Source organism: Candidatus Manganitrophaceae bacterium, from assembly GCA_016200325.1.
GTDB lineage: Bacteria > Nitrospirota > Nitrospiria > SBBL01 > Manganitrophaceae > Manganitrophus.
Map to the genome: position 1 here is coordinate 37,545 of JACQEZ010000015.1, position 18,334 is coordinate 55,878.

The following is an 18,334-nucleotide window of genomic DNA, read 5'->3' on the forward strand; positions in this document are numbered from 1 at the left end:
CGCGCATCAAGCGGGAAAATTATTTCAGATGAAATCGATAGGGAAGGTAAACGGAGAAGCGCGATCCTTTCCCGATCTCACTCGTCACATGAACCTCTCCCCTCAAAAGACCGACCAGGTCCCTGACGATGGTGAGCCCCAGGCCGGTCCCGCCGAACTCCCGCGTGGCGGTGGCGTCGGCCTGGTGAAAGGCATCGAAGATGCGCGGCAGCTCCTTGGACGGAATGCCGATGCCGGTGTCTTCCACCGTCATTTCGACCCCTCCTCTTTCCGGGAAATTCCGAACCGCGATTCGAATCTCTCCCTCTTCGGTAAATTTGATCGCGTTTGAGAGCAGGTTGGAGAGGATCTGCCGGATCTTCTGCGGATCCGATTCGATCACCGGAAGGTCGGGAGGCAGGTCTAGGTCGGTGGAGAACGATTTCCGGGCGATCAGCGGCCACATCCCCGCGACCACCTCTCGTGCGATCGGAGCGATCTCCACCTCACCGATCTCGAGCGAGACTTTCCCCGACTCGACTTTGGAGAAATCGAGAATTTGATTGATTAGATCGAGCAGCTCTCCCGCATTCCCGCGTACCCCTTCGAGCGCCGACCGCTGCTTCCCGTCAATCACGCCATAAGTCCCATCCAGCAGAAGATCGGTGTAGCCGAGGACGCTGTTCAACGGGGTTCTCAGCTCATGGGATACATTGGAAATCAGCTGCGACTTCACCCGGCTCGCCGCTTCGGCCTCGTCTGTTTTTTGCTTCAACTCCTCCTCGGAATGTTTTTGGTCGGTAATGTCGAGCACCGTTCCAATGAAGCGGACCGGCCGATCCGCAGAATCAAAGAAAACCTGTCCGCGGGCCGCCAGCCAGCGGGGCTGGCCTCCCTGGAGCGGGACCGTCCGGAATTCGATCGAGTATCTCCCCCCGCTCGCCGGATCGATTGCACGGTCGACCGCCTCGCGCACCCGCTCCCGGTCGTCCGGGTGAACCTGCTGCAAGAAGAGGGAAAAATCGACCTCCGCCTCCGGCGGCAGACCGAAAATCTCTTTACATCGAACCGACCACGCCAACGCGCCGGTGACCGGGTTGTAATCCCACGTTCCGAGCCCCGTCGACTCAACCGCCAGCCGCAGCCGGTCCTCACTCTCGCGCAACGCCGACTCCGCCTTCTTCTGCTCGGTTACATCTCGAAGGGTCGTCAAGAGACACGGCTCCCCCTGCAGCGCCACCTTTTCCAGAGAGAGTTGGATCTGGCGCACCTCCCCCGACCGGCGGCGGACCGCCACCTCCAAATTGCGTAGGCTTCCCCCCTTCTCCAGCAGCAAGAGGGCCTCCTCTCGCTGTTTGGGATCGACGTAGAGATCCAAGTCCAGCGTCGTGCGGCCGAGGGTCTCGTCGCGGCGGTATCCGAAGAGACCGACCCAGGCGTCATTCACCTCGATGAACGCGCCATCCGACTGCCGGGTGATCGACTGCGCGTCGGGACTCGACCGGAATGCCTTCGCGAAGCGCTCTTCCGAGACCGAGAGCGCCTCCTCCGTCCGCCGCCGCTGCGAGATCACCGAGGCCAACACTAAAATGGTCAGGGTCATCGTCCCTATGAACGCTTGGAGCAGCAGAAGCGACTCATTTAGATCACCGGTGAAAAAAGGGCCAAACCCGCGAAGAGTTCCGCGCATCGCAACGGCCGACATCAGCAGGGTCACCGCGGCCGCCCCCCGCCGTCCCATGCGGAAAGCGACCCAGAGAAGGAAAGGGACCACGAGGTATTCGAACGGATAATTTTTGGTGTTGGAGGGAAACCATCCGCCGAAAACGATCTGCTCGATGACAAAAACAAAGAGGAGGAGCAACGTCGCTTCGAGCCCTTTGCGAAGGGTCAAGCGAGGAAACGGCCGCGCTCCCCAGATCAGGAGGAAAGGAGCCACCGTCAGGTCGCTCACCATATCGCCCAGCCACCAGGTCAACCCGATCAGCCCCAACTCCCCCCCGCGTGCCACGCCGCCGAGCAGGAGGCTGGTGACACCGAAGGAGGCGCTGATCGCGGTGCTGACGGCCGTCGCGAGAACGTACTTAAAAATATCGGTCGGCCGATCGAACGCGTGGCAACCGTTCGCGAAAAACCGGACCAACCAGGCCCCGACGACCGCTTCCAGCGTATTTCCGACTGCGATGCCGAGAGAGGTGGCGGTCGCCCCCGCCGTCGCCAGATTCACCAGGAAGGCGCCGATGAATACACCGGGCCAGAGCCGGAATCCAAAAAACAGAAGCGCGGCGAGTGAAAGCCCCGCGGGCGGCCAGACCGCCGTCGCGCTGGCGTTGAAAAACGCCAAAGAGAGGCCGAGTCTGCCGGAGAGGAAGTAGACAGCGATGAAGAGGGGAATCGTCACAAAATGTGAGGGAAAATCTTTTTTCATTTTCGTCTGCCGACAGATTCGGAAGTGCGGAGAACGAGGCACGCCAACGGGTCAGGCGATTATCATAGCACACCATTTCCGAGATTCAATCTTTATCCCGGCCTGGACCTCTTTCAACCCGAAACAATCCTTATCCAAAAAGCTATCACCCCCACGGCTAATTGTTTCGCTTCGTCGGCTCCTCCTAGAATGGAAACACAACCTGGATTGGTTATGGACCTTTGGCCCCTCGGAATCTACTTCGTGCTTGTGATCGCCCTGACGGTCGGAATGCTGACCCTCTCGGCCCTCTTAGGAGAACGGCATCACAACACCTTGACCGACACCCCCTACGAGTCCGGGATCCTGCCGACCGGCTCGGCCCAGCTTCGGCTCTCCGCCAAGTTTTACCTGGTGGCGATGTTCTTCGTGATCTTCGATCTGGAGGCGGCCTTTGTCTATGCCTGGGCGGTGGCGGCCCGCGAGCTCGGCTGGATCGGCTGGGGCGAGATCGCCCTCTTCATCGGCGTCTTGCTCGCGGCGCTGGTTTACCTGGCGCGGCTCGGCGCCCTCGATTGGGGTTCGGCGCGGTGGTACTCCCATTAGGAAAAAGCGCGGTCAGCGATCCGCTCTGAGCTCAAGATAAGTTAGAAGAGGTCTCGGCCGATTGCTTATTTATGATTTACCCATAGTAGAAAGGATCCCCATCGGATGCGCGGCTGGTTTGGCAAACAGAACCCTAAAGAAAATAATCCGAATTCCTCCGATCTCCCGAATCCCAATTCCAATGAAGCGCCGCACGGCAACGTCGCCCTCTCCCGGCTCGAAGCGCTCGTCGCGTGGGGCCGGAAGAATTCGATCTGGCCGTTTAACTTCGGCCTCTCCTGCTGTTATGTCGAGATGGCGACCAGCTTGACAAGCAAGTACGATCTGGCCCGATTCGGCTCGGAGGTGATTCGCGGAACCCCGCGCGAGGCCGATCTGATGATCGTCTCCGGAACGGTTTTCTATAAGGCCGCTCCGATGATCAAAATGCTCTATCAGCAAATGATGGCGCCGCGCTGGGTGATCGCGATGGGTTCGTGCGCCAACTCCGACGGAATGTTCGACGTCTACAGTGTGATTCAGGGGGTCGATAAATTTCTGCCGGTCGATGTCTACGTCCAAGGATGTCCCCCCCGGCCCGACAGCCTGATGGAAGGGCTGCTCCTGCTGCAAAACCTGGTCGGAAAAGAGCGGCGTCCGCTGAGTTGGGTCGTCGGCCCGCAAGGGGTGCAGCGGCCGGCCTTCCCCGCACAGCGCGAGCTGAAGCGGCCGAAGCGCCAATCGATCGGCCGGCTCACCCCGCCCGATTACGCGTCACACGATCTGGCCCTCGGAGGCAAAGATGCCGGGCGCTGAACGCCCCTTAATCGAGGCGATCCGAGCCCAAGCCGGACCGGCGCTTCTTTCTGCGCCGCCGACCGTCGATGGCATCCCGACCTTCTGGATGGCCAAGGAGAAGATTCCGGCGGTGCTCCGGTATATGAAAGAGGGAATCGATCGTCCCTACAAAATGCTTTACGATCTGACCGGCGTCGACGAGCGGGCCCGCAACCCCCAGCCCGGTCTGCCGCAGAGCGATTTCACGGTCGTCTACCATCTCTACTCGGTCGACCGAAATGCCTACGTCCGCTTCAAGGTGCCGCTGCGGGAGAAATCGCCCTCCGTTCAGACAATCACGAATCTCTGGCCGTCGGCCGACTGGTACGAGCGGGAGACGTGGGACATGTTCGGCATCGTCTTCGACGGCCATCCCCATCTGGTCCGCATTCTGATGCCGCGCGATTGGGAAGGCCACCCCCTTCGGAAAGACCACCCCGCCCGGGGGACCGAGCTCGGCCTGAACATGCCCGACCGGAAAATGGTCGAGGAGCAGGAGCAACTCCGCTTTGAACCGAAAGAGTGGGGGATGAAGCGAAGCGACGACGGCACCGACTTCATCTTCTTGAATTTGGGACCGCAACACCCCGGCACCCATGGCATTTTACGTGTCGTCTTACAGCTCGACGGCGAGATCATTCTCGATGCGGTCCCCGACATCGGCTTTCATCATCGGGGACAGGAGAAAATCGCCGAGCGGCAGACCTGGTATACCTATCTCCCCTATACCGACCGGGTCGACTATCTCTCCGGCGTGATCAACAACCTCGCCTACCTCACGGCGCTGGAGAAGCTCGCCGGCATCGATATCCCTCCGCGGGCCCAGGTGATTCGGGTGATGATGTGCGAGCTGTATCGGATCACCAATCACCTCGTCTGGCTTGGAACCTTCGCCCAAGATGTCGGACAGCTCTCGCCGGTTTTTTACGCCTTCAACGATCGGGAGCGCGCCTATGCGATCAGCGAGGCGATCTGCGGGGCGCGGATGCACCCGAATTGGTTTCGTCCGGGGGGAACCGCACAAGACCTACCGATCGGATGGGAGCGGCTCTTCCGAGACTTTCTCGACTATTTTCCGGCGCGCCTTGCCGAATATGAAGAGGAGATCATCCAGAATCGGATTTTTAAAGCGCGGACGAAAGGGGTCGGGCAGACCGACATCGATGAGGCAATCGAATGGGGAATGACCGGGCCGAACCTCCGCGCCTGCGGATTGGGATTGGACTTCCGGAGGGCCCACCCCTATTCGGGCTACAATCAATTCGACTTCGAGATCCCGACCGGAAAGAACGGTGACTGCTATGATCGCGCCCTCGTCCGGATGGAGGAGATGCGGCAAAGCCTGCGCATCATCGACCAGTGCGTTCGACAGATGCCGGGCGGCCCTTATAAATCGACCCATCCGCTCGCCTCGCCGCCGCCGAAAGAGCGGACGATGCACGACATCGAGACCCTCATCGCCCATTTTTTAAATGTCAGCTGGGGCCCGGTCGTCCCTCCCGGCGAGGCGCTGGGGGCGATCGAAGCGAGCAAGGGGAACAATGGTTACTATCTGATCAGCAACGGGAACACGACCTCGTATCGGACGCGCATCCGAACCCCGTCGTTCCCCCACATGCAGATGCTTCCCCTCCTCTGCCGGGGCCGGACGATCTCCGATCTGGTCGCCGTTTTTGGAAGTGTCGATTTTGTCCTCTCGGACGTCGACCGGTGAGAAGGAGATGAAACGAGAAGAGAGGAGTCCCCCTTGCTCAGTCCCGAGGAAAAAAAAGAGATCGAAGCCGAATTCACCCACTACCCGACCAAGCAGGCGGTCTGCATCGATGCGATGAAGGTCGTCCAGAAACACCGGGGGTGGGTCTCCGATGAAGCGCTCCGGGACGTTGCCGCGCTCCTCGACATGGCCCCCGATGAGCTCGACGGAATCGCCACCTTCTACAACCGGATCTACCGTCGGCCGGTCGGCCGGCATGTCATCCTCCTCTGCGACAGCGTCAGCTGCTGGATCATGGGGTATGAGCGGATCCGAGGCGCTTTGATGGAGCGGCTCGGGATTCGTCTCGGCCAGACGACCGCCGATCATCGCTTCACTTTTTTGCCGAATGTCTGCCTCGGCGCCTGCGACCGGGCGCCGGTGATGATGGTGAATGAAGACCTTCATCTCGACCTGAAGACCGAAAAAATAGAAAAAATCTTAGAGGAGTATTCATAACGATGCCGACCCTCGAAAAACCGCTCACCCAACACCTCCGGACCGACGGAACCCCGCTCGACTTGGATGCCTACGAACAGGCCGGCGGATATCAGGGGCTTCGAAAAGCACTCCAAATGTCGCCGGCGGAAGTCACTGAGACGGTCAAGCGCGCCGGCCTGCGGGGCCGCGGCGGCGCCGGCTTCCCGACCGGGGTGAAATGGAGCCTCGTCCCGATGGGAGCGGGCGCGCCCCATCCGAAATATCTGGTCGCCAACGCCGATGAGATGGAGCCGGGCGCCTTCAAAGACCGGCGTCTCCTGGAAGGAAATCCGCACCAATTGATTGAAGGGATGATCATCGCCGCCTATGCGATTGAAGCCGATGTCGCCTACATTTTTCTTCGATGGGCCTACCGGCAAGCGCAGGAGGCGCTCTCGCGGGCGATCGCTGAAGCGACCGAGCGGGGATATCTCGGCCGGGAGATTCTCGGGTCGGGCCACGGTTTGAAAATGATCCTCCACGTCAGCGCAGGCCGGTATATCTGCGGCGAGGAGACCGCCCTGCTCAACGCGTTGGAGGGGAAACGGGCCAATCCCCGCGCCAAACCTCCCTATCCGCAGACGGTCGGCCTTTGGGGTAAACCGACCGTGGTGAACAATGTCGAAACGCTCTGTAATATCCCGCACATTTTGAAAAACGGCGCCGATTGGTTTAAGGGGCTCAGCCGGACGAAAGACGGCGGGACGAAACTCTACGGCGCGAGCGGCAAAGTGAAGCGCCCCGGGCTTTGGGAGCTGCCGATGGGGACGCCGGCCCGCGAGATTCTCGAAGAACATGCCGGCGGAATGCGCGACGGCCTCCGATTCCGCGCGGCGATCCCCGGCGGCGCTTCGACCGAATTCATCACCGACGCGCAGCTCGACGTCCCGATGGACTTCGATGCGCTCCGGACGGTCGGCAGCCGCCTCGGCACCGGGACGATGATCATCCTTGATGACCAGACCTGCCCGGTGGGACTCCTCTGGAATCTGGAGCAGTTCTTCGCGCAGGAGTCGTGCGGCTGGTGCACCCCCTGCTGGAGCGGGCTTTCCTGGGTGGAGCAGGTCTTGGGGGCGATGGAGCGGGGCGAGGGAGAAGAGAAAGATCTCGAGATCCTCCGAGAGCAGACGAAATTTATGGCTCCCGGAAATACCTTCTGCGCCCTCGCCCCCGGCGCGATGGAGCCGCTTGCAAGCGGCCTGAACTATTTTTGCGACGATTTCAAACGGCATATCGATGAAAAGCGCTGCCCTTGGAGGATGAATGGCGACACTCTACGTTGACAACAAACCCTACCCGGCCGATCCGACCCAAAATGTCCTTCAAAATGTCCTCTGGTCCGGGTTGAATTTGGAATACTTCTGCTGGCATCCCGCGCTGGGGTCGGTCGGCGCCTGCCGCCAGTGCGCGGTGAAAGCGTTTAAAGACGAGAACGACACGCGCGGCAAAATCGTCATGGCCTGCATGACCCCGGCCGCCGACGGCACGCGAATCTCCGTTGAGCACCCGGAGGCGAAGGCCTTCCGCGCCGCGATCATCGAAGGGATGATGCTCAATCATCCACACGACTGCCCCGTCTGTGACGAAGGGGGCGAGTGCCATTTGCAAGATATGACGCTGATGAGCGGCCATGTCGCCCGCCGCTACCGCTTCCGAAAGCGGACCTACCGCAATCAGGACCTCGGCCCGTTCCTCAAGCATGAGATGAACCGCTGTATTCAGTGTTATCGCTGTGTCCGCTTCTACCGGAATTATGCCGGGGGCCGCGACCTGCACGCCTTTCATCTCCGGAACACCGTCTACTTCGGCCGGGAGCGCGATGGGGTGTTGGAGAATGAATTCTCCGGCAACCTCGATGAGGTCTGCCCGACCGGCGTCTTCAAAGATGCCACTTATGGCCGTCACTATGTCCGCAAATGGGATCTGCAGACCGCCCCCTCCGTCTGCGTCCACTGCGGGCTGGGCTGCAACATCTCCCCCGGTGAGCGCTACGGCACGCTGCGGCGGAACATCAATCGCTACAACACGGAGGTCAACGGCTACTTTCTCTGCGACCGGGGGCGCTTCGGCTACGAATTCGTCAATAGCCCCGAGCGGATCCGGGAGCCGCTCTTGAGCCGCGAGGGAAAAGCGGTACCGATTTCAAAGCAAGCGGCGGTCGCGCACCTCGGTGGGTTGCTCCGAAAGGGGCGGGTGATCGGAATCGGATCGCCGCGCGCCTCGCTGGAGGCGAATTTCGCGCTCCGAACCGCCGTCGGTCCCGATCACTTTTTTCTGGGGATCGCCGACGCGGAGCATCGGCTCCTCTCGCGGATCCTCGACCTTCTTCGGCACGGCCCGGCCCGCACCCCGTCGCTCGCCGAAATCGAACGCGCCGATGCGGTCTTCATCGTCGGAGAAGATGTGACACAGGTCGCCCCACGGATGGCATTGAGCCTCCGGCAGTCGGTCCGACAGTATGCCCTGGCCGCCGCCGAGAAAATGAAAATCCCAAGCTGGAACGATATCGCGGTCCGAGACGCAACCAGGGATCTGAAGGGCCCCCTCTTTATCGCCGCTTCGACCGCCACCCGTTTGGACGAGATTGCGACCGAAACCTATCGGGCCGCCCCCGAAGCGCTGGCGCGGCTGGCGCTTGCGGTGGCGCATGCGATCGATCCGGACGCCCCCGCCGTTCCCGACCTTCCATCCGCGGTCGGCGCCTTGGCGGACCGGATCGCCCGATCGCTGCAGACCGCGGAACGTCCTCTGATCGTCAGCGGGGTAAGCGCGAACAGCGACGCGGTGATCGGCGCCGCAGCGAATGTCGCCTGGGCCCTCTGCGCCGCGGGAAAGCAGGCCGGACTCGCCTTCACCGTTCCGGAAGGAAACAGCCTCGGTCTGACGATGATGGGGGGCCGCCCGCTGAGCGACGCCTTCCGCGCCGTCCGCGACGGAACGGCGGAGACCGCGCTGGTCTTGGAGAACGACCTTACGCGCCGTGCGGAGGAGGCGTCGGTCGAGCCTTTTCTCAACACCGTCCCGCATCTGGTGACCCTCGACGCGCTCCACCACGCGACCGCGTCCCGGTCGGAGCTGGTTCTTCCATCCGGCACCTTTGCCGAGGCGACCGGAACCCTCGTCAGCAGCGAGGGACGCGCGCAGCGGTTCACTCAAGTTTTTATCCCTTCCGGAGAGATCCGAGAGAGTTGGCGATGGCTGCGCGACGGGATGCTTGAGGCGGGCCGAAAAGAGATCGAGCGCTGGCGGGGGCTTGACGATTTGATCGCGGCGATGGCGCAGGCGATCCCGGCGTTGGCGCCGGCCGGCGATGCCGCGCCGTCGGCGGCGTTTCGAATCGTCGACCAAAAAATTCCGCGCGAATCGTTTCGTTTCAGCGGGCGGACGGCGATCTGGGCGAATATCAATGTCCATGAGCCGAAGCCTCCCGACGATCCCGACTCCCCCTATGCCTTCTCGATGGAAGGGTATTCGGGAGAGACGCCGGCCGGTCTCCGCCCGATCCCTTGGGCGCCGGGGTGGAACTCGAATCAGCAGGCGAACATCAAGCTCCAAGGAGAGGCGGACGACGCCTTGCCGAAAGAGCGCTCCGGCGTCCGTCTGATCGAGCCGGTAGGGGGGAAAGCGCCGGCTTACTTTCAGGAGATCCCGGCCTCCTTTATCTCCCGCGCCAACGAGTGGCTCCTGATCCCCCGCCATCACATTTTCGGCTCGGAGGAGCTGAGCCGCCGCGCGCCGGCGATCATGAAATTGGCGCCGGCCCCTTACATCGCGTTACACCCGGACGATGCAAAGCGTCTTCGGGTCGAACCGGAGGACGAGGTCGAGGTCGAATGGGGCGGAGCGGCGCAGACCCTGCTGGTCCGGATCGATCCGGCGCTGCCGAAAGGATTGGCAGCCGTCCCGGCCGGGTTTCCTCCCTGGATGGGGGCGACCCTTCCCGCTTGGAGCCGGATCCGCCCCGCCGCCGGAGGGATGCTGAGGATGGCGTCATGATATTGAGGACACTGCTCTTTAGTATTGCGCTCCTTTTCGTCACCCTCAGCCTCGCCGGATGGCTTACCTGGGTGGAGCGGCGTCTCTTGGCGGTCTGGCAAGACCGGTTGGGGCCGAACCGCGTCGGCCCTTTCGGATCGCTGCAGGCGCTCGCCGACGCCATCAAGCTCTTTACGAAGGAAGATTGGATTCCGCCGTTCGCCGACAAACCGGTCTTCGTGATCGCCCCGGCGATCATCATGGCGGCGGTGCTGATGTCGTTTGTCATTCTGCCGTTTGCGCCCGGCGTCGTGCTCGCCAATCTGAACATCGGCATTCTCTTTTTTCTGGCGATGTCTTCGCTCACCGTCTACAGCATCGTCCTCGGCGGCTGGTCGTCGAACAACAAATATGCGCTGCTCGGCGGACTGCGGGCCGCGGCCCAGATGATAACCTATGAGGTCTTCCTCGGCCTGTCGCTGATGGGGCCGGTGCTCCTGGCCGGCTCGTTTCGCCTTGCCGACATTGTCGAGGCGCAGCGGGGAGTCTGGTTTGTCATTCCGCAATTTCTCGGATTTATTCTCTTTACGATCGCCGGGGTCGCCGAAACGCGCCGGCTCCCGTTCGATCTGCCGGAGGCCGAAACGGAGCTGGTCGGCGGTTTTCACACCGAATATTCGGGGATGAAGTTCGGGATGTTTTTTATCGGAGAATATCTCGGGATGATCCTCCTCTCCGCGATGATGACGACCCTCTTCTTCGGCGGATGGCTCGGGCCGTTCCTGCCGCCGGTGGTCTGGTTTCTGCTGAAGAGTGCTTTCTTTCTGATCCTTTTTATTTTAATGCGGGCCTCCTTGCCACGGCCCCGGATCGATCAGTTGATGGCGTTGGGATGGAAGGTGCTCCTGCCGCTCGCGCTGTTGAACCTGCTCATCACCGGGGCGGCGGTGCTGGCGAGAGGAGGGAGATAAACCATTTCGGAATGCGGATTCCTCCCTTATTCCGAAATCCGCAATAAAAGGGGTTCTACCATGTGGAGTATCTTACGCACCCTGTGGGATGTCTTTCTCCATCTCTTCCGGCGTCCGGTGACCATTCCGTATCCGGAGGAGAAGGCGGTGCTTCCCCCCCGTTATCGGGGGCGGATTATCCTCTCGCGCGATCCGGACGGCGGGGAGCGCTGCGTCGCCTGTTATCTCTGTGCGGTCGCCTGTCCGGTCGATTGTATCGCGCTGCAGGCGACGCAGGACGAAACCGGCCGGCGCTATCCGGAGTTCTTCCGGATCAACTTCTCCCGCTGCATCTTCTGCGGCTACTGCGAGGAGGCCTGCCCGACCTATGCGATTCAGCTGATCCCGGAATTCGAGATGAGCGAATACAACCGGCAAGAGATGGTTTATGAAAAAGAAGATCTCCTGATCGCCGGCGAGGGGAAGTATCACGGCTATAACTACTGGAAGGTCGCCGGCGCGGCGATCGGCGGGAAAGACAAAGGAGAGGCCGAGCGGGAATCGCCACCGGTCGATCTGCACAGCCTGATGCCCTAGTAGGAGATCTTCCGGAATGCGGAATGAAATCGGATCGGTTCTCTCCCTTTACTTTCAATCCGCAATCCGAAATTTGGAGTCACAATGCTGATCTCATTTTATATTACCGGTGCCGTTGCGGTTGCCGCCACCCTCTTGATGGTGATGAGCCCCAATGCGGTCCATGCGCTGCTCTATCTAATCGTTTCTCTCTTGGCCGTGGCGCTGCTCTTCTCCTTTCTCGGCGCGCCGTTCGTCGCCGCCTTGGAGGTCATCGTCTATGCCGGTGCGATCATGGTCCTTTTTATTTTCGTCGTGATGATGCTCAATCTCGGACAGCGGGCGACCGAGCAGGAACGCCGTTGGCTTCGGCCGGCGGTCTGGATCGGCCCGTCGATTCTGGCGGCGGTCCTTATCGCCGAGGTCGTCTACCTCTTGACCCAGGCGGGCCTTCCGAGCCCGGCGGTCGAACAGGTCGATCCCAAGGCGGTCAGCCGGGCTCTCTTCGGACCCTATCTGATCGGCGTCGAGCTGGCGTCGATTCTGCTGATGGGCGCGTTGGTCGGGGCCTATCATCTCGGCTGGCATAAACCGAAATTGGAGATGGCGGATGATGTTCATTCCCGTGCAGCACGGACTGCTTCTGGCGGCGCTCCTCTTCACCGTGGGGCTGATCGGCCTGTTGGTTCGGCGTAACATTATTTTCATCTTGATGTCGGTCGAAGTGATGCTCAACGCCGCCGGGCTTGCGTTTGTCGTCGCCGGCGCACGGTGGGCGCAGGCCGACGGACAGGTGATGTTCTTTTTTATCTTGGCGATGGCCGCCGCCGAGGTGGCGGTCGGATTGGCGCTGGTCCTCCGGATGCACCGCCAATATGAATCGCTCGATGCCGATGCCTTGAGCGAAATGAGGGGATAAGATGCGGACAGCACTCTGGCTCATCCCGACCTTCCCACTCCTCAGCGCGGTTCTCTTGGCGATCTTCGGCCCCCGTTTCTCTCGAAGAACGACTGCGCTCCTCGGCGTCGGGTCCATCGCCCTCGCCGCGTTGATCTCGCTCGGGATCGCCGCCGACTTCCTTCTCTCCCCTCCGCCAGAGGGCCGATACAGCCAATCGCTCGGGTCGTGGATCAGGGTCGACGACCTTCGGGTGCCGATCGGATTCGTCCTCGATCCCCTCTCATTGACGATGATTCTAATCGTCACATGCGTCGGCTTTCTGATCCACCTCTACGCCGCCGACTCTATGCGCGGAGAGGAAGGATACAGCCGCTTCTTCGCCTACATGAACCTCTTCGTCGCCGCGATGGGGGTCCTGGTCCTCGCCGATAATTTCCTTCTCCTCTATCTCGGCTGGGAGGGGGTCGGGTTGTGCAGCTATCTGCTGATCGGATTCAGGTATACAAACTCGGAAAACGGACGCGCGGCACGGAAGGCATTCATCGTCACCCGGGTCGGCGACACCGCGCTGGCGATCGGCCTCTTTTTCCTCTTCACGCAATTGGGAACACTCGACATCGCCGCGGCGATGCAACACGCCGTGGCCGAATGGCCGATCGGAAGCCCGCTGGCGATCACCGCGGCGGCGTTGATCTTGGTCGGAGCGATCGGAAAATCGGCCCAGCTTCCGCTCCAGGTCTGGCTTCCCGATGCGATGGCCGGACCGACGCCGACCAGCGCCCTCATCCATGCGGCGACGATGGTGACCGCCGGGGTTTATCTGATTGCCCGGACCGCCTCTTTCTTTATTCTCGCACCACCGGTGCAAACGGTGGTTGCGGTGATCGGCGCGGCGACGCTGTTGATCGCCGGATTCAGCGCGCTGGTGCAGACCGATCTCAAACGGGTCTTGGCCTATTCGACCATCAGTCAGATCGGCTACATGTTCCTCGCCCTCGGCGTCGGCGCTTGGTCGGCGGCGATTTTTCACCTGATGACCCACGCCTTTTTCAAGGCGCTTCTCTTTCTCTCCGCGGGGGTGGTTATTCACGCGATGGAGGGAGAGCAGAACCTCTTCAGGATGGGAGGATTGCGCCGAATCGTCCCGCTCGCCTTTTGGGGATTTCTGATCGGCGGGGCGTCGATGGCCGGCCTTCCCTTGATCACCGCCGGGTTCTACAGCAAAGGGGAGATTCTCTGGGGAACCTGGATCGGCGGGGGCCCCGTTCTCTGGGCGGCGGGGGTGATCGGGGTCGTCCTCACAACGCTCTACACGTTTCGCCTCTTCTTCCTCGTCTTCTTCGGACGAACCGAAGCGGAAGCGGCGCCGCGACCGGGCTTCCTGATCCGGATCCCGCTCGTCGTCCTCTCCCTGTTGTCGATCTTCGGCGGATTCATCAATCTCCCCAGCCGCCCGCGCCTCAGCCGCTTTCTGCACGCGGCGCTTCCTCCGGACCGGGAAGGGGCGCCGGGGCGGTTGACCCCGTTCGGCTCGGAAGTGATCGTTGCGGCGGCGTTTATGGTCGGCCTTCTCCTGGCCTATGAACTCTACCTCCGCCGCCGCGCGGCTGTCCGGGGGCTGATGAGGTTGCCAATGGCGGCCGGGATGTACACCCTCTGGTATACCGGATGGGGGTGGGATCTCTTTTATGATCGGAGGGTGGTCCGGCCGGTGAAAGCCCTGGCCCGGGCGGCCCGATCCGATTGGATCGATCTGATTTATATCGGCCTTGCCCGGCTGACGACACTCTCTTACGACGCGCTGCGGCGGACCGAGACCGGACGAATCCGATGGTATGTCGGCGGGATCGCCGCCGGAACGGTCCTCTTTATTGGGCTGGTGCTGTTCATATGATGCTTCTTACTTTAATCGCGATTCTTCTGATCTGCGGGCCGCTCGCTGCGGCGGCGGGGCGCTGGAGCCGGGAATGGCCGCGATGGATTGCGCTGGTGGCGACGCTGATTGGATTTCAGACGAGCCTCGATCTCTGGATGCGACACGCCGGCGCGAGGGCGATTTTCTCCTCGCCGAGCGCTCCGATTACCTGGATGGAAGAATTCGACCGGAGCTGGATTCCCCGATTCGGCATTCACTTCCACCTGGCGGTCGACGGGTTGAGCCTCCTTCTGGTCGTCCTCAGCTTCTTCCTCGGCACCCTCGCCGTCTTGGCCTCTTGGAATGAGATTCAAGAAAGGGTCGGCTTCTTTCACCTCCATCTCCTCTGGACGCTTGCCGGCGTGGTCGGGGTCTTTTTGGCGGCCGATCTCTTTCTCTTCTATTTTGCCTGGGAGATGATGCTCATCCCGATGTCGTTTCTCATCTTCCTTTGGGGCCATGAGCGGCGCGTCTATGCCGCCCTCAAGTTCTTTCTCTTCACCCAGCTCTCCGGGCTGCTGATGCTGGTGGCGATTCTCTCATTGGTCCTCTTCCATGCCCGGCAGACCGGGACGTGGACCTTTCAGTATGCCGATCTCCTCGGCACGGTCATTCCGCCGGGGATTGAGATCTGGATCATGCTCGGCTTCTTCATCGCCTTCGCGGTGAAGCTTCCGATGGTCCCCTTTCACACCTGGTTGCCCGATGCCCATACGGAGGCGCCGACCGCCGGGAGTGTGTTGCTCGCCGGCCTCTTGCTGAAGACCGGCGCCTATGGGATGCTCCGGTTTGTCATTCCGCTTTTTCCGATCTCCGCGCGGCGGGTTGCTCCGATCGTCATGACCCTCGCCGTCGTCGGCATTCTGTATGGTGCGCTGCTTGCCTATTCGCAGACGGACCTCAAGCGACTGGTCGCCTACACGAGCGTCAGCCATCTCGGCTTTGTCCTCCTCGGCATCTTCGCCTGGAACGGTTTGGCGCTTCAAGGGGCATTGGTCGAAATGCTCGCGCATGGAATCAGCACCGGGGCGCTCTTTATTCTGGTCGGTCAACTTCAGGAGCGGATGCAGACCCGGGAGATCGGCCGGATGGGGGGACTCTGGGAGACGATCCCCCGCCTGAGCGGGGCCGGGCTCTTCTTTGCGATGGGGGCGCTCGGCCTGCCGGGCCTCGGCCATTTCATCGGCGAGTTCCTGATCCTCTTCGGCACCTATCCGGTCAGCCGCTGGAGAGCGGCCCTGGCGACGGTCGGCCTCCTGGCCGCCACCCTCTATGCGCTCAGGCTGGTCGAGCGGACTTTCCACGGACCGAATCTTCATCGCTGGAGGCTGCCCGATCTTTCCGCTCGGGAGATCGTTGTGCTTGTCCCCTTGATCCTCGCGCTGATTTGGCTCGGCCTTTATCCGCAGCCGGTCTTCGACACCTTCCGGATCGCGATGATCTCCCTCCAACAGACCGTCGCCGATGCGACGCTGGCGCTGGCGAGGTAATCGATGCAGACCGCCGATTTTACCGCACTGCTTCCCTTTCTTCTTATCGCCGCCGCGGCCATTGCCGCGATGCTGACGATCGCCGTGACCCGCAGCCACCGCCTGACGCTGGCCTGGACCTTGATCGGGCTCGCCGCCGCGTTCGTCTCCCTTTTCTTCTCGCTCCGGGTGGCGCCCCGACCAGTAACGCCGCTCCTTCAGATAGACCGGTACGCCCTTTTCTATATTGGATTAATCATCGCGGCGAGCGCCGCCGTGGCGGCGCTCGCCTACGGCTATCTGGAGAGACAAGCCGATCGACCGGAAGAGTTTTATCTCCTTCTGTTGATCGCCACGCTGGGGGGGGCGGTGCTGGCGGCGAGCAGCCATTTCGCCTCGCTCTTTCTCGGCCTCGAAACCCTCAGCATCCCCCTCTTTGCGCTCAATGCCTATCTCCAAAACCGGAAACGGCCGCTCGAGGCGGGGATTAAATATCTGGTCCTGGCGACCGCTTCCAGCGCGTTTCTCCTCTTCGGAATGGCGCTGATTTATGCCGACCTCGGCACGATGTCGTTCCAGCGGATCGCCTTTTTGTTGAACGAGAACCCGGAGGTCCATCCGACGCTCCTCGCCGCCGGGACGGCGCTGATTTTGACCGGGGTCGGCTTCAAGCTCTCGCTTGTCCCGTTTCACCTCTGGACCCCGGATGTCTATGAGGGGGCGCCGGCGCCGGTGACCGCCTTCATCGCAACGGTCTCGAAAGGAGCCGTCTTCGCCCTGCTCCTCCGCTTCAGCGCCGACCTTCCCGCGGCCGGACCGATTGCCGTTGGGATCAGCCTGATTGCCGCCGCGTCAATGATTGTGGGAAATCTCCTGGCGTTGCTTCAACAGAACGTCAAACGAATGCTCGCCTACTCTTCGATCGCACAGATCGGCTACCTGCTCGTCGCCTTTTTGGCGTCGGGGAGGATGGCGGTCGAAACGGTCAGCTTTTACCTCGCCGCCTATTTTGTCATGACGCTCGGCGCGTTCGGCGTGGTGATCCTTCTTTCCGAGGCCGGACGGGACGCCGACGGGCTCGACGACTACCGCGGTCTCTTCTGGCGCCGGCCGCTGCTGGCGGGAATTTTTACGGCGATGCTTCTCTCTCTGGCGGGGCTGCCGCTGACGGCCGGCTTTGTCGGAAAATTTTACATCGTTGCAGCAGGGACCGCTTCGGCGCGCTGGATTCTCGTGTTGATTCTCGCCGTCACCAGCGGGATCAGCCTCTTTTATTATCTACGGCTGGTGATCGTCCTCTATACAAAAATGGAGTTGACCACAGCAAGGCCGACCCCGCCGCTCTCTCCCCTCGGAAGCGGGGTGATGATTCTATTGGCCGGGTTACTGATCTGGCTGGGGGTCTATCCGACGCCGTTCATCCGGATCGTTCAAGCGCTGTCGGCGGGACTGGGATAAACTCGAAAATTGAATTGGACATCAGGAGAGCGCCGCGATCCGTTTTCGCGCGGCCGCTGCAAACGGCGTATGGAAGTTGGAGGCGTTTGCTTTCGAAAACATCTCCTTCGCTTTTTCTCTCTCTCCCTGCTTTAGATAGTACCGGCCTGCATAATAATAGAGCGAAGAGCGGTCCCGAAAAAGAAGCTCTTCCTGAGGAACCTTGATCTTCCCCCCATCCATCCACCGGATCACCTGCTCCATGTCGGCGAGGCCGTCATTAAACCTTCCAAAAAACGCGGGTAATCCGAGGTAGCTGATGGCCCGAATGATATGGACCTGTGGGTCTTCCGGATGGGCCCGGGCCATCTGATCGAGCTGTTCGATCCCCTGTTGCACCAGCCTTTTACGCTTGAATACCTGAAGAACCCCTCCTTCCCAATCACGGGCTTTCAGCATCATCAGGCTCCCGAGAAATGCCTCCCCTTCGGGGGTGTCCAACCGGGTGTAGAGCGCTTCCGCCTTCTGCCGCGCGGTGGGATCATGGTTGTAGACCGCCACGAGAAAGTAGGCGTACGCCTGGTCTCTGTCGGAGAGCGCATCCTGCAGTTTCGCCTTCGCCAGCTCCCCCACCGCATCCGACAACCCCGCCTCGATTTGATCGACCTGATGGTTTGCCAAAGCGGTTCCGCCCTGGAAAAGGGTGAGCAAAAAGAACCACAAAAGGCCGACCTTCAAAATAAACCTGAACACGAACAATCTCCCTCTCTCACGTAGCCGTCACTTAACCGCGCTGCCGCTGCCAGTATAAACAATGGATGAAAGCAAACGCAATCCGAGTTGGAAAGAGGTCGCTCCGTCCCTCGGAACGGAGGGTGAAAGCGGCTGCGCGTTGCAGGAGGTTTTATCCCCCGATCTCCCTCCGTTCTTTTTGTCAGCCCTGATCCTCCCTGTTTGAACAAGAGAGCCGAGTGCCCGCAAACCGGCCGGAGGACCTCTATTAGGTATTGACAAGGAAACCAAAAGGCGCTAATTTGGTATCACTTTGGGAGGAAAGAAACTTTTGCACC

15 protein-coding genes are annotated in these 18,334 nt (G+C 61.1%); 13 read left to right on the forward strand and 2 right to left on the reverse strand.

What is annotated here, in order from left to right; genetic code table 11:
• Window positions 1-19 precede the first annotated feature (19 nt).
• Entirely contained in the window at window positions 20-2,407 is a 2,388-nt protein-coding gene (locus tag HY282_12690; protein ID MBI3804607.1) for an MASE1 domain-containing protein, read from the reverse strand.
• Window positions 2,408-2,620: 213 nt separating this feature from the next.
• On the opposite strand from HY282_12690, the gene ndhC reads away from it, so the two are divergent.
• The 13 genes from ndhC (at window position 2,621) to HY282_12755 (ending at window position 17,285) form a co-directional block, all read left to right on the forward strand.
• Complete coding sequence (ndhC, locus tag HY282_12695) at window positions 2,621-2,992, forward strand: NADH-quinone oxidoreductase subunit A (GenBank protein MBI3804608.1); 372 nt, start codon at window positions 2,621-2,623, stop codon at window positions 2,990-2,992.
• Window positions 2,993-3,097: 105 nt separating this feature from the next.
• Entirely contained in the window at window positions 3,098-3,787 is a 690-nt protein-coding gene (locus HY282_12700; GenBank protein MBI3804609.1) for an NADH-quinone oxidoreductase subunit B, read from the forward strand.
• Complete coding sequence (gene nuoC / locus HY282_12705) at window positions 3,774-5,522, forward strand: NADH-quinone oxidoreductase subunit C/D (GenBank protein MBI3804610.1); 1,749 nt, start codon at window positions 3,774-3,776, stop codon at window positions 5,520-5,522. Before HY282_12700 ends, nuoC begins: the two co-directional genes overlap by 14 nt.
• 33 nt (window positions 5,523-5,555) lie before the next feature.
• Window positions 5,556-6,020, forward strand: a complete 465-nt coding sequence (nuoE, locus tag HY282_12710) for an NADH-quinone oxidoreductase subunit NuoE (GenBank protein ID MBI3804611.1) — start codon at window positions 5,556-5,558, stop codon at window positions 6,018-6,020.
• A gap of 2 nt (window positions 6,021-6,022) precedes the next feature.
• A complete protein-coding gene (gene nuoF / locus HY282_12715) occupies window positions 6,023-7,324 on the forward strand; it encodes an NADH-quinone oxidoreductase subunit NuoF (GenBank protein MBI3804612.1) in 1,302 nt (433 codons plus the stop codon).
• Window positions 7,305-10,037 (forward strand): NADH-quinone oxidoreductase subunit NuoG, encoded by a 2,733-nt coding sequence (gene nuoG, locus HY282_12720; protein ID MBI3804613.1) that lies wholly within the window; start codon window positions 7,305-7,307, stop codon window positions 10,035-10,037. The genes nuoF and nuoG overlap by 20 nt, the downstream gene beginning before the upstream one ends.
• Window positions 10,034-10,987 carry an NADH-quinone oxidoreductase subunit NuoH gene (nuoH, locus tag HY282_12725; GenBank protein MBI3804614.1) on the forward strand — a complete coding sequence of 318 codons (954 nt, stop codon included), beginning with the start codon at window positions 10,034-10,036 and terminating at the stop codon, window positions 10,985-10,987. Before nuoG ends, nuoH begins: the two co-directional genes overlap by 4 nt.
• A 60-nt stretch (window positions 10,988-11,047) precedes the next feature.
• The gene (gene nuoI / locus HY282_12730) at window positions 11,048-11,563 is read left to right on the forward strand and encodes an NADH-quinone oxidoreductase subunit NuoI (protein ID MBI3804615.1); all 516 of its coding nucleotides are present in this window, start codon (window positions 11,048-11,050) and stop codon (window positions 11,561-11,563) included.
• 84 nt (window positions 11,564-11,647) lie between these two features.
• The gene (gene nuoJ, locus HY282_12735) at window positions 11,648-12,238 is read left to right on the forward strand and encodes an NADH-quinone oxidoreductase subunit J (GenBank protein MBI3804616.1); all 591 of its coding nucleotides are present in this window, start codon (window positions 11,648-11,650) and stop codon (window positions 12,236-12,238) included.
• Window positions 12,153-12,461 carry an NADH-quinone oxidoreductase subunit NuoK gene (gene nuoK, locus HY282_12740; GenBank protein ID MBI3804617.1) on the forward strand — a complete coding sequence of 103 codons (309 nt, stop codon included), beginning with the start codon at window positions 12,153-12,155 and terminating at the stop codon, window positions 12,459-12,461. The genes nuoJ and nuoK overlap by 86 nt, the downstream gene beginning before the upstream one ends.
• A 1-nt stretch (window position 12,462) precedes the next feature.
• Window positions 12,463-14,337, forward strand: coding sequence for an NADH-quinone oxidoreductase subunit L (gene nuoL / locus HY282_12745; protein ID MBI3804618.1), 1,875 nt, complete (start codon window positions 12,463-12,465; stop codon window positions 14,335-14,337).
• The gene (nuoM, locus tag HY282_12750) at window positions 14,334-15,848 is read left to right on the forward strand and encodes an NADH-quinone oxidoreductase subunit M (protein ID MBI3804619.1); all 1,515 of its coding nucleotides are present in this window, start codon (window positions 14,334-14,336) and stop codon (window positions 15,846-15,848) included. The genes nuoL and nuoM overlap by 4 nt, the downstream gene beginning before the upstream one ends.
• Window positions 15,849-15,851: 3 nt before the next feature.
• A complete protein-coding gene (locus tag HY282_12755; protein ID MBI3804620.1) occupies window positions 15,852-17,285 on the forward strand; it encodes an NADH-quinone oxidoreductase subunit N in 1,434 nt (477 codons plus the stop codon).
• 21 nt (window positions 17,286-17,306) lie between these two features.
• Here HY282_12755 and HY282_12760 read toward each other — a convergent pair whose 3' ends face one another.
• A complete protein-coding gene (locus HY282_12760; GenBank protein MBI3804621.1) occupies window positions 17,307-18,017 on the reverse strand; it encodes a hypothetical protein in 711 nt (236 codons plus the stop codon).
• Window positions 18,018-18,334 lie beyond the last annotated feature (317 nt).

Bases quoted from the DNA above. Each gene is read 5' to 3' on its own strand.
- HY282_12690 (MBI3804607.1), bottom strand. From the start codon at position 2,407: ATGAAAAAAGATTTTCCCTCACATTTTGTGACGATTCCCCTCTTCATC.
- ndhC (MBI3804608.1), top strand. From the start codon at position 2,621: ATGGACCTTTGGCCCCTCGGAATCTACTTCGTGCTTGTGATCGCCCTG.
- HY282_12700 (MBI3804609.1), top strand. From the start codon at position 3,098: ATGCGCGGCTGGTTTGGCAAACAGAACCCTAAAGAAAATAATCCGAAT.
- nuoC (MBI3804610.1), top strand. From the start codon at position 3,774: ATGCCGGGCGCTGAACGCCCCTTAATCGAGGCGATCCGAGCCCAAGCC.
- nuoF (MBI3804612.1), top strand. From the start codon at position 6,023: ATGCCGACCCTCGAAAAACCGCTCACCCAACACCTCCGGACCGACGGA.
- nuoG (MBI3804613.1), top strand. From the start codon at position 7,305: ATGGCGACACTCTACGTTGACAACAAACCCTACCCGGCCGATCCGACC.
- nuoH (MBI3804614.1), top strand. From the start codon at position 10,034: ATGATATTGAGGACACTGCTCTTTAGTATTGCGCTCCTTTTCGTCACC.
- nuoI (MBI3804615.1), top strand. From the start codon at position 11,048: ATGTGGAGTATCTTACGCACCCTGTGGGATGTCTTTCTCCATCTCTTC.
- nuoJ (MBI3804616.1), top strand. From the start codon at position 11,648: ATGCTGATCTCATTTTATATTACCGGTGCCGTTGCGGTTGCCGCCACC.
- nuoK (MBI3804617.1), top strand. From the start codon at position 12,153: ATGATGTTCATTCCCGTGCAGCACGGACTGCTTCTGGCGGCGCTCCTC.
- nuoL (MBI3804618.1), top strand. From the start codon at position 12,463: ATGCGGACAGCACTCTGGCTCATCCCGACCTTCCCACTCCTCAGCGCG.
- nuoM (MBI3804619.1), top strand. From the start codon at position 14,334: ATGATGCTTCTTACTTTAATCGCGATTCTTCTGATCTGCGGGCCGCTC.
- HY282_12755 (MBI3804620.1), top strand. From the start codon at position 15,852: ATGCAGACCGCCGATTTTACCGCACTGCTTCCCTTTCTTCTTATCGCC.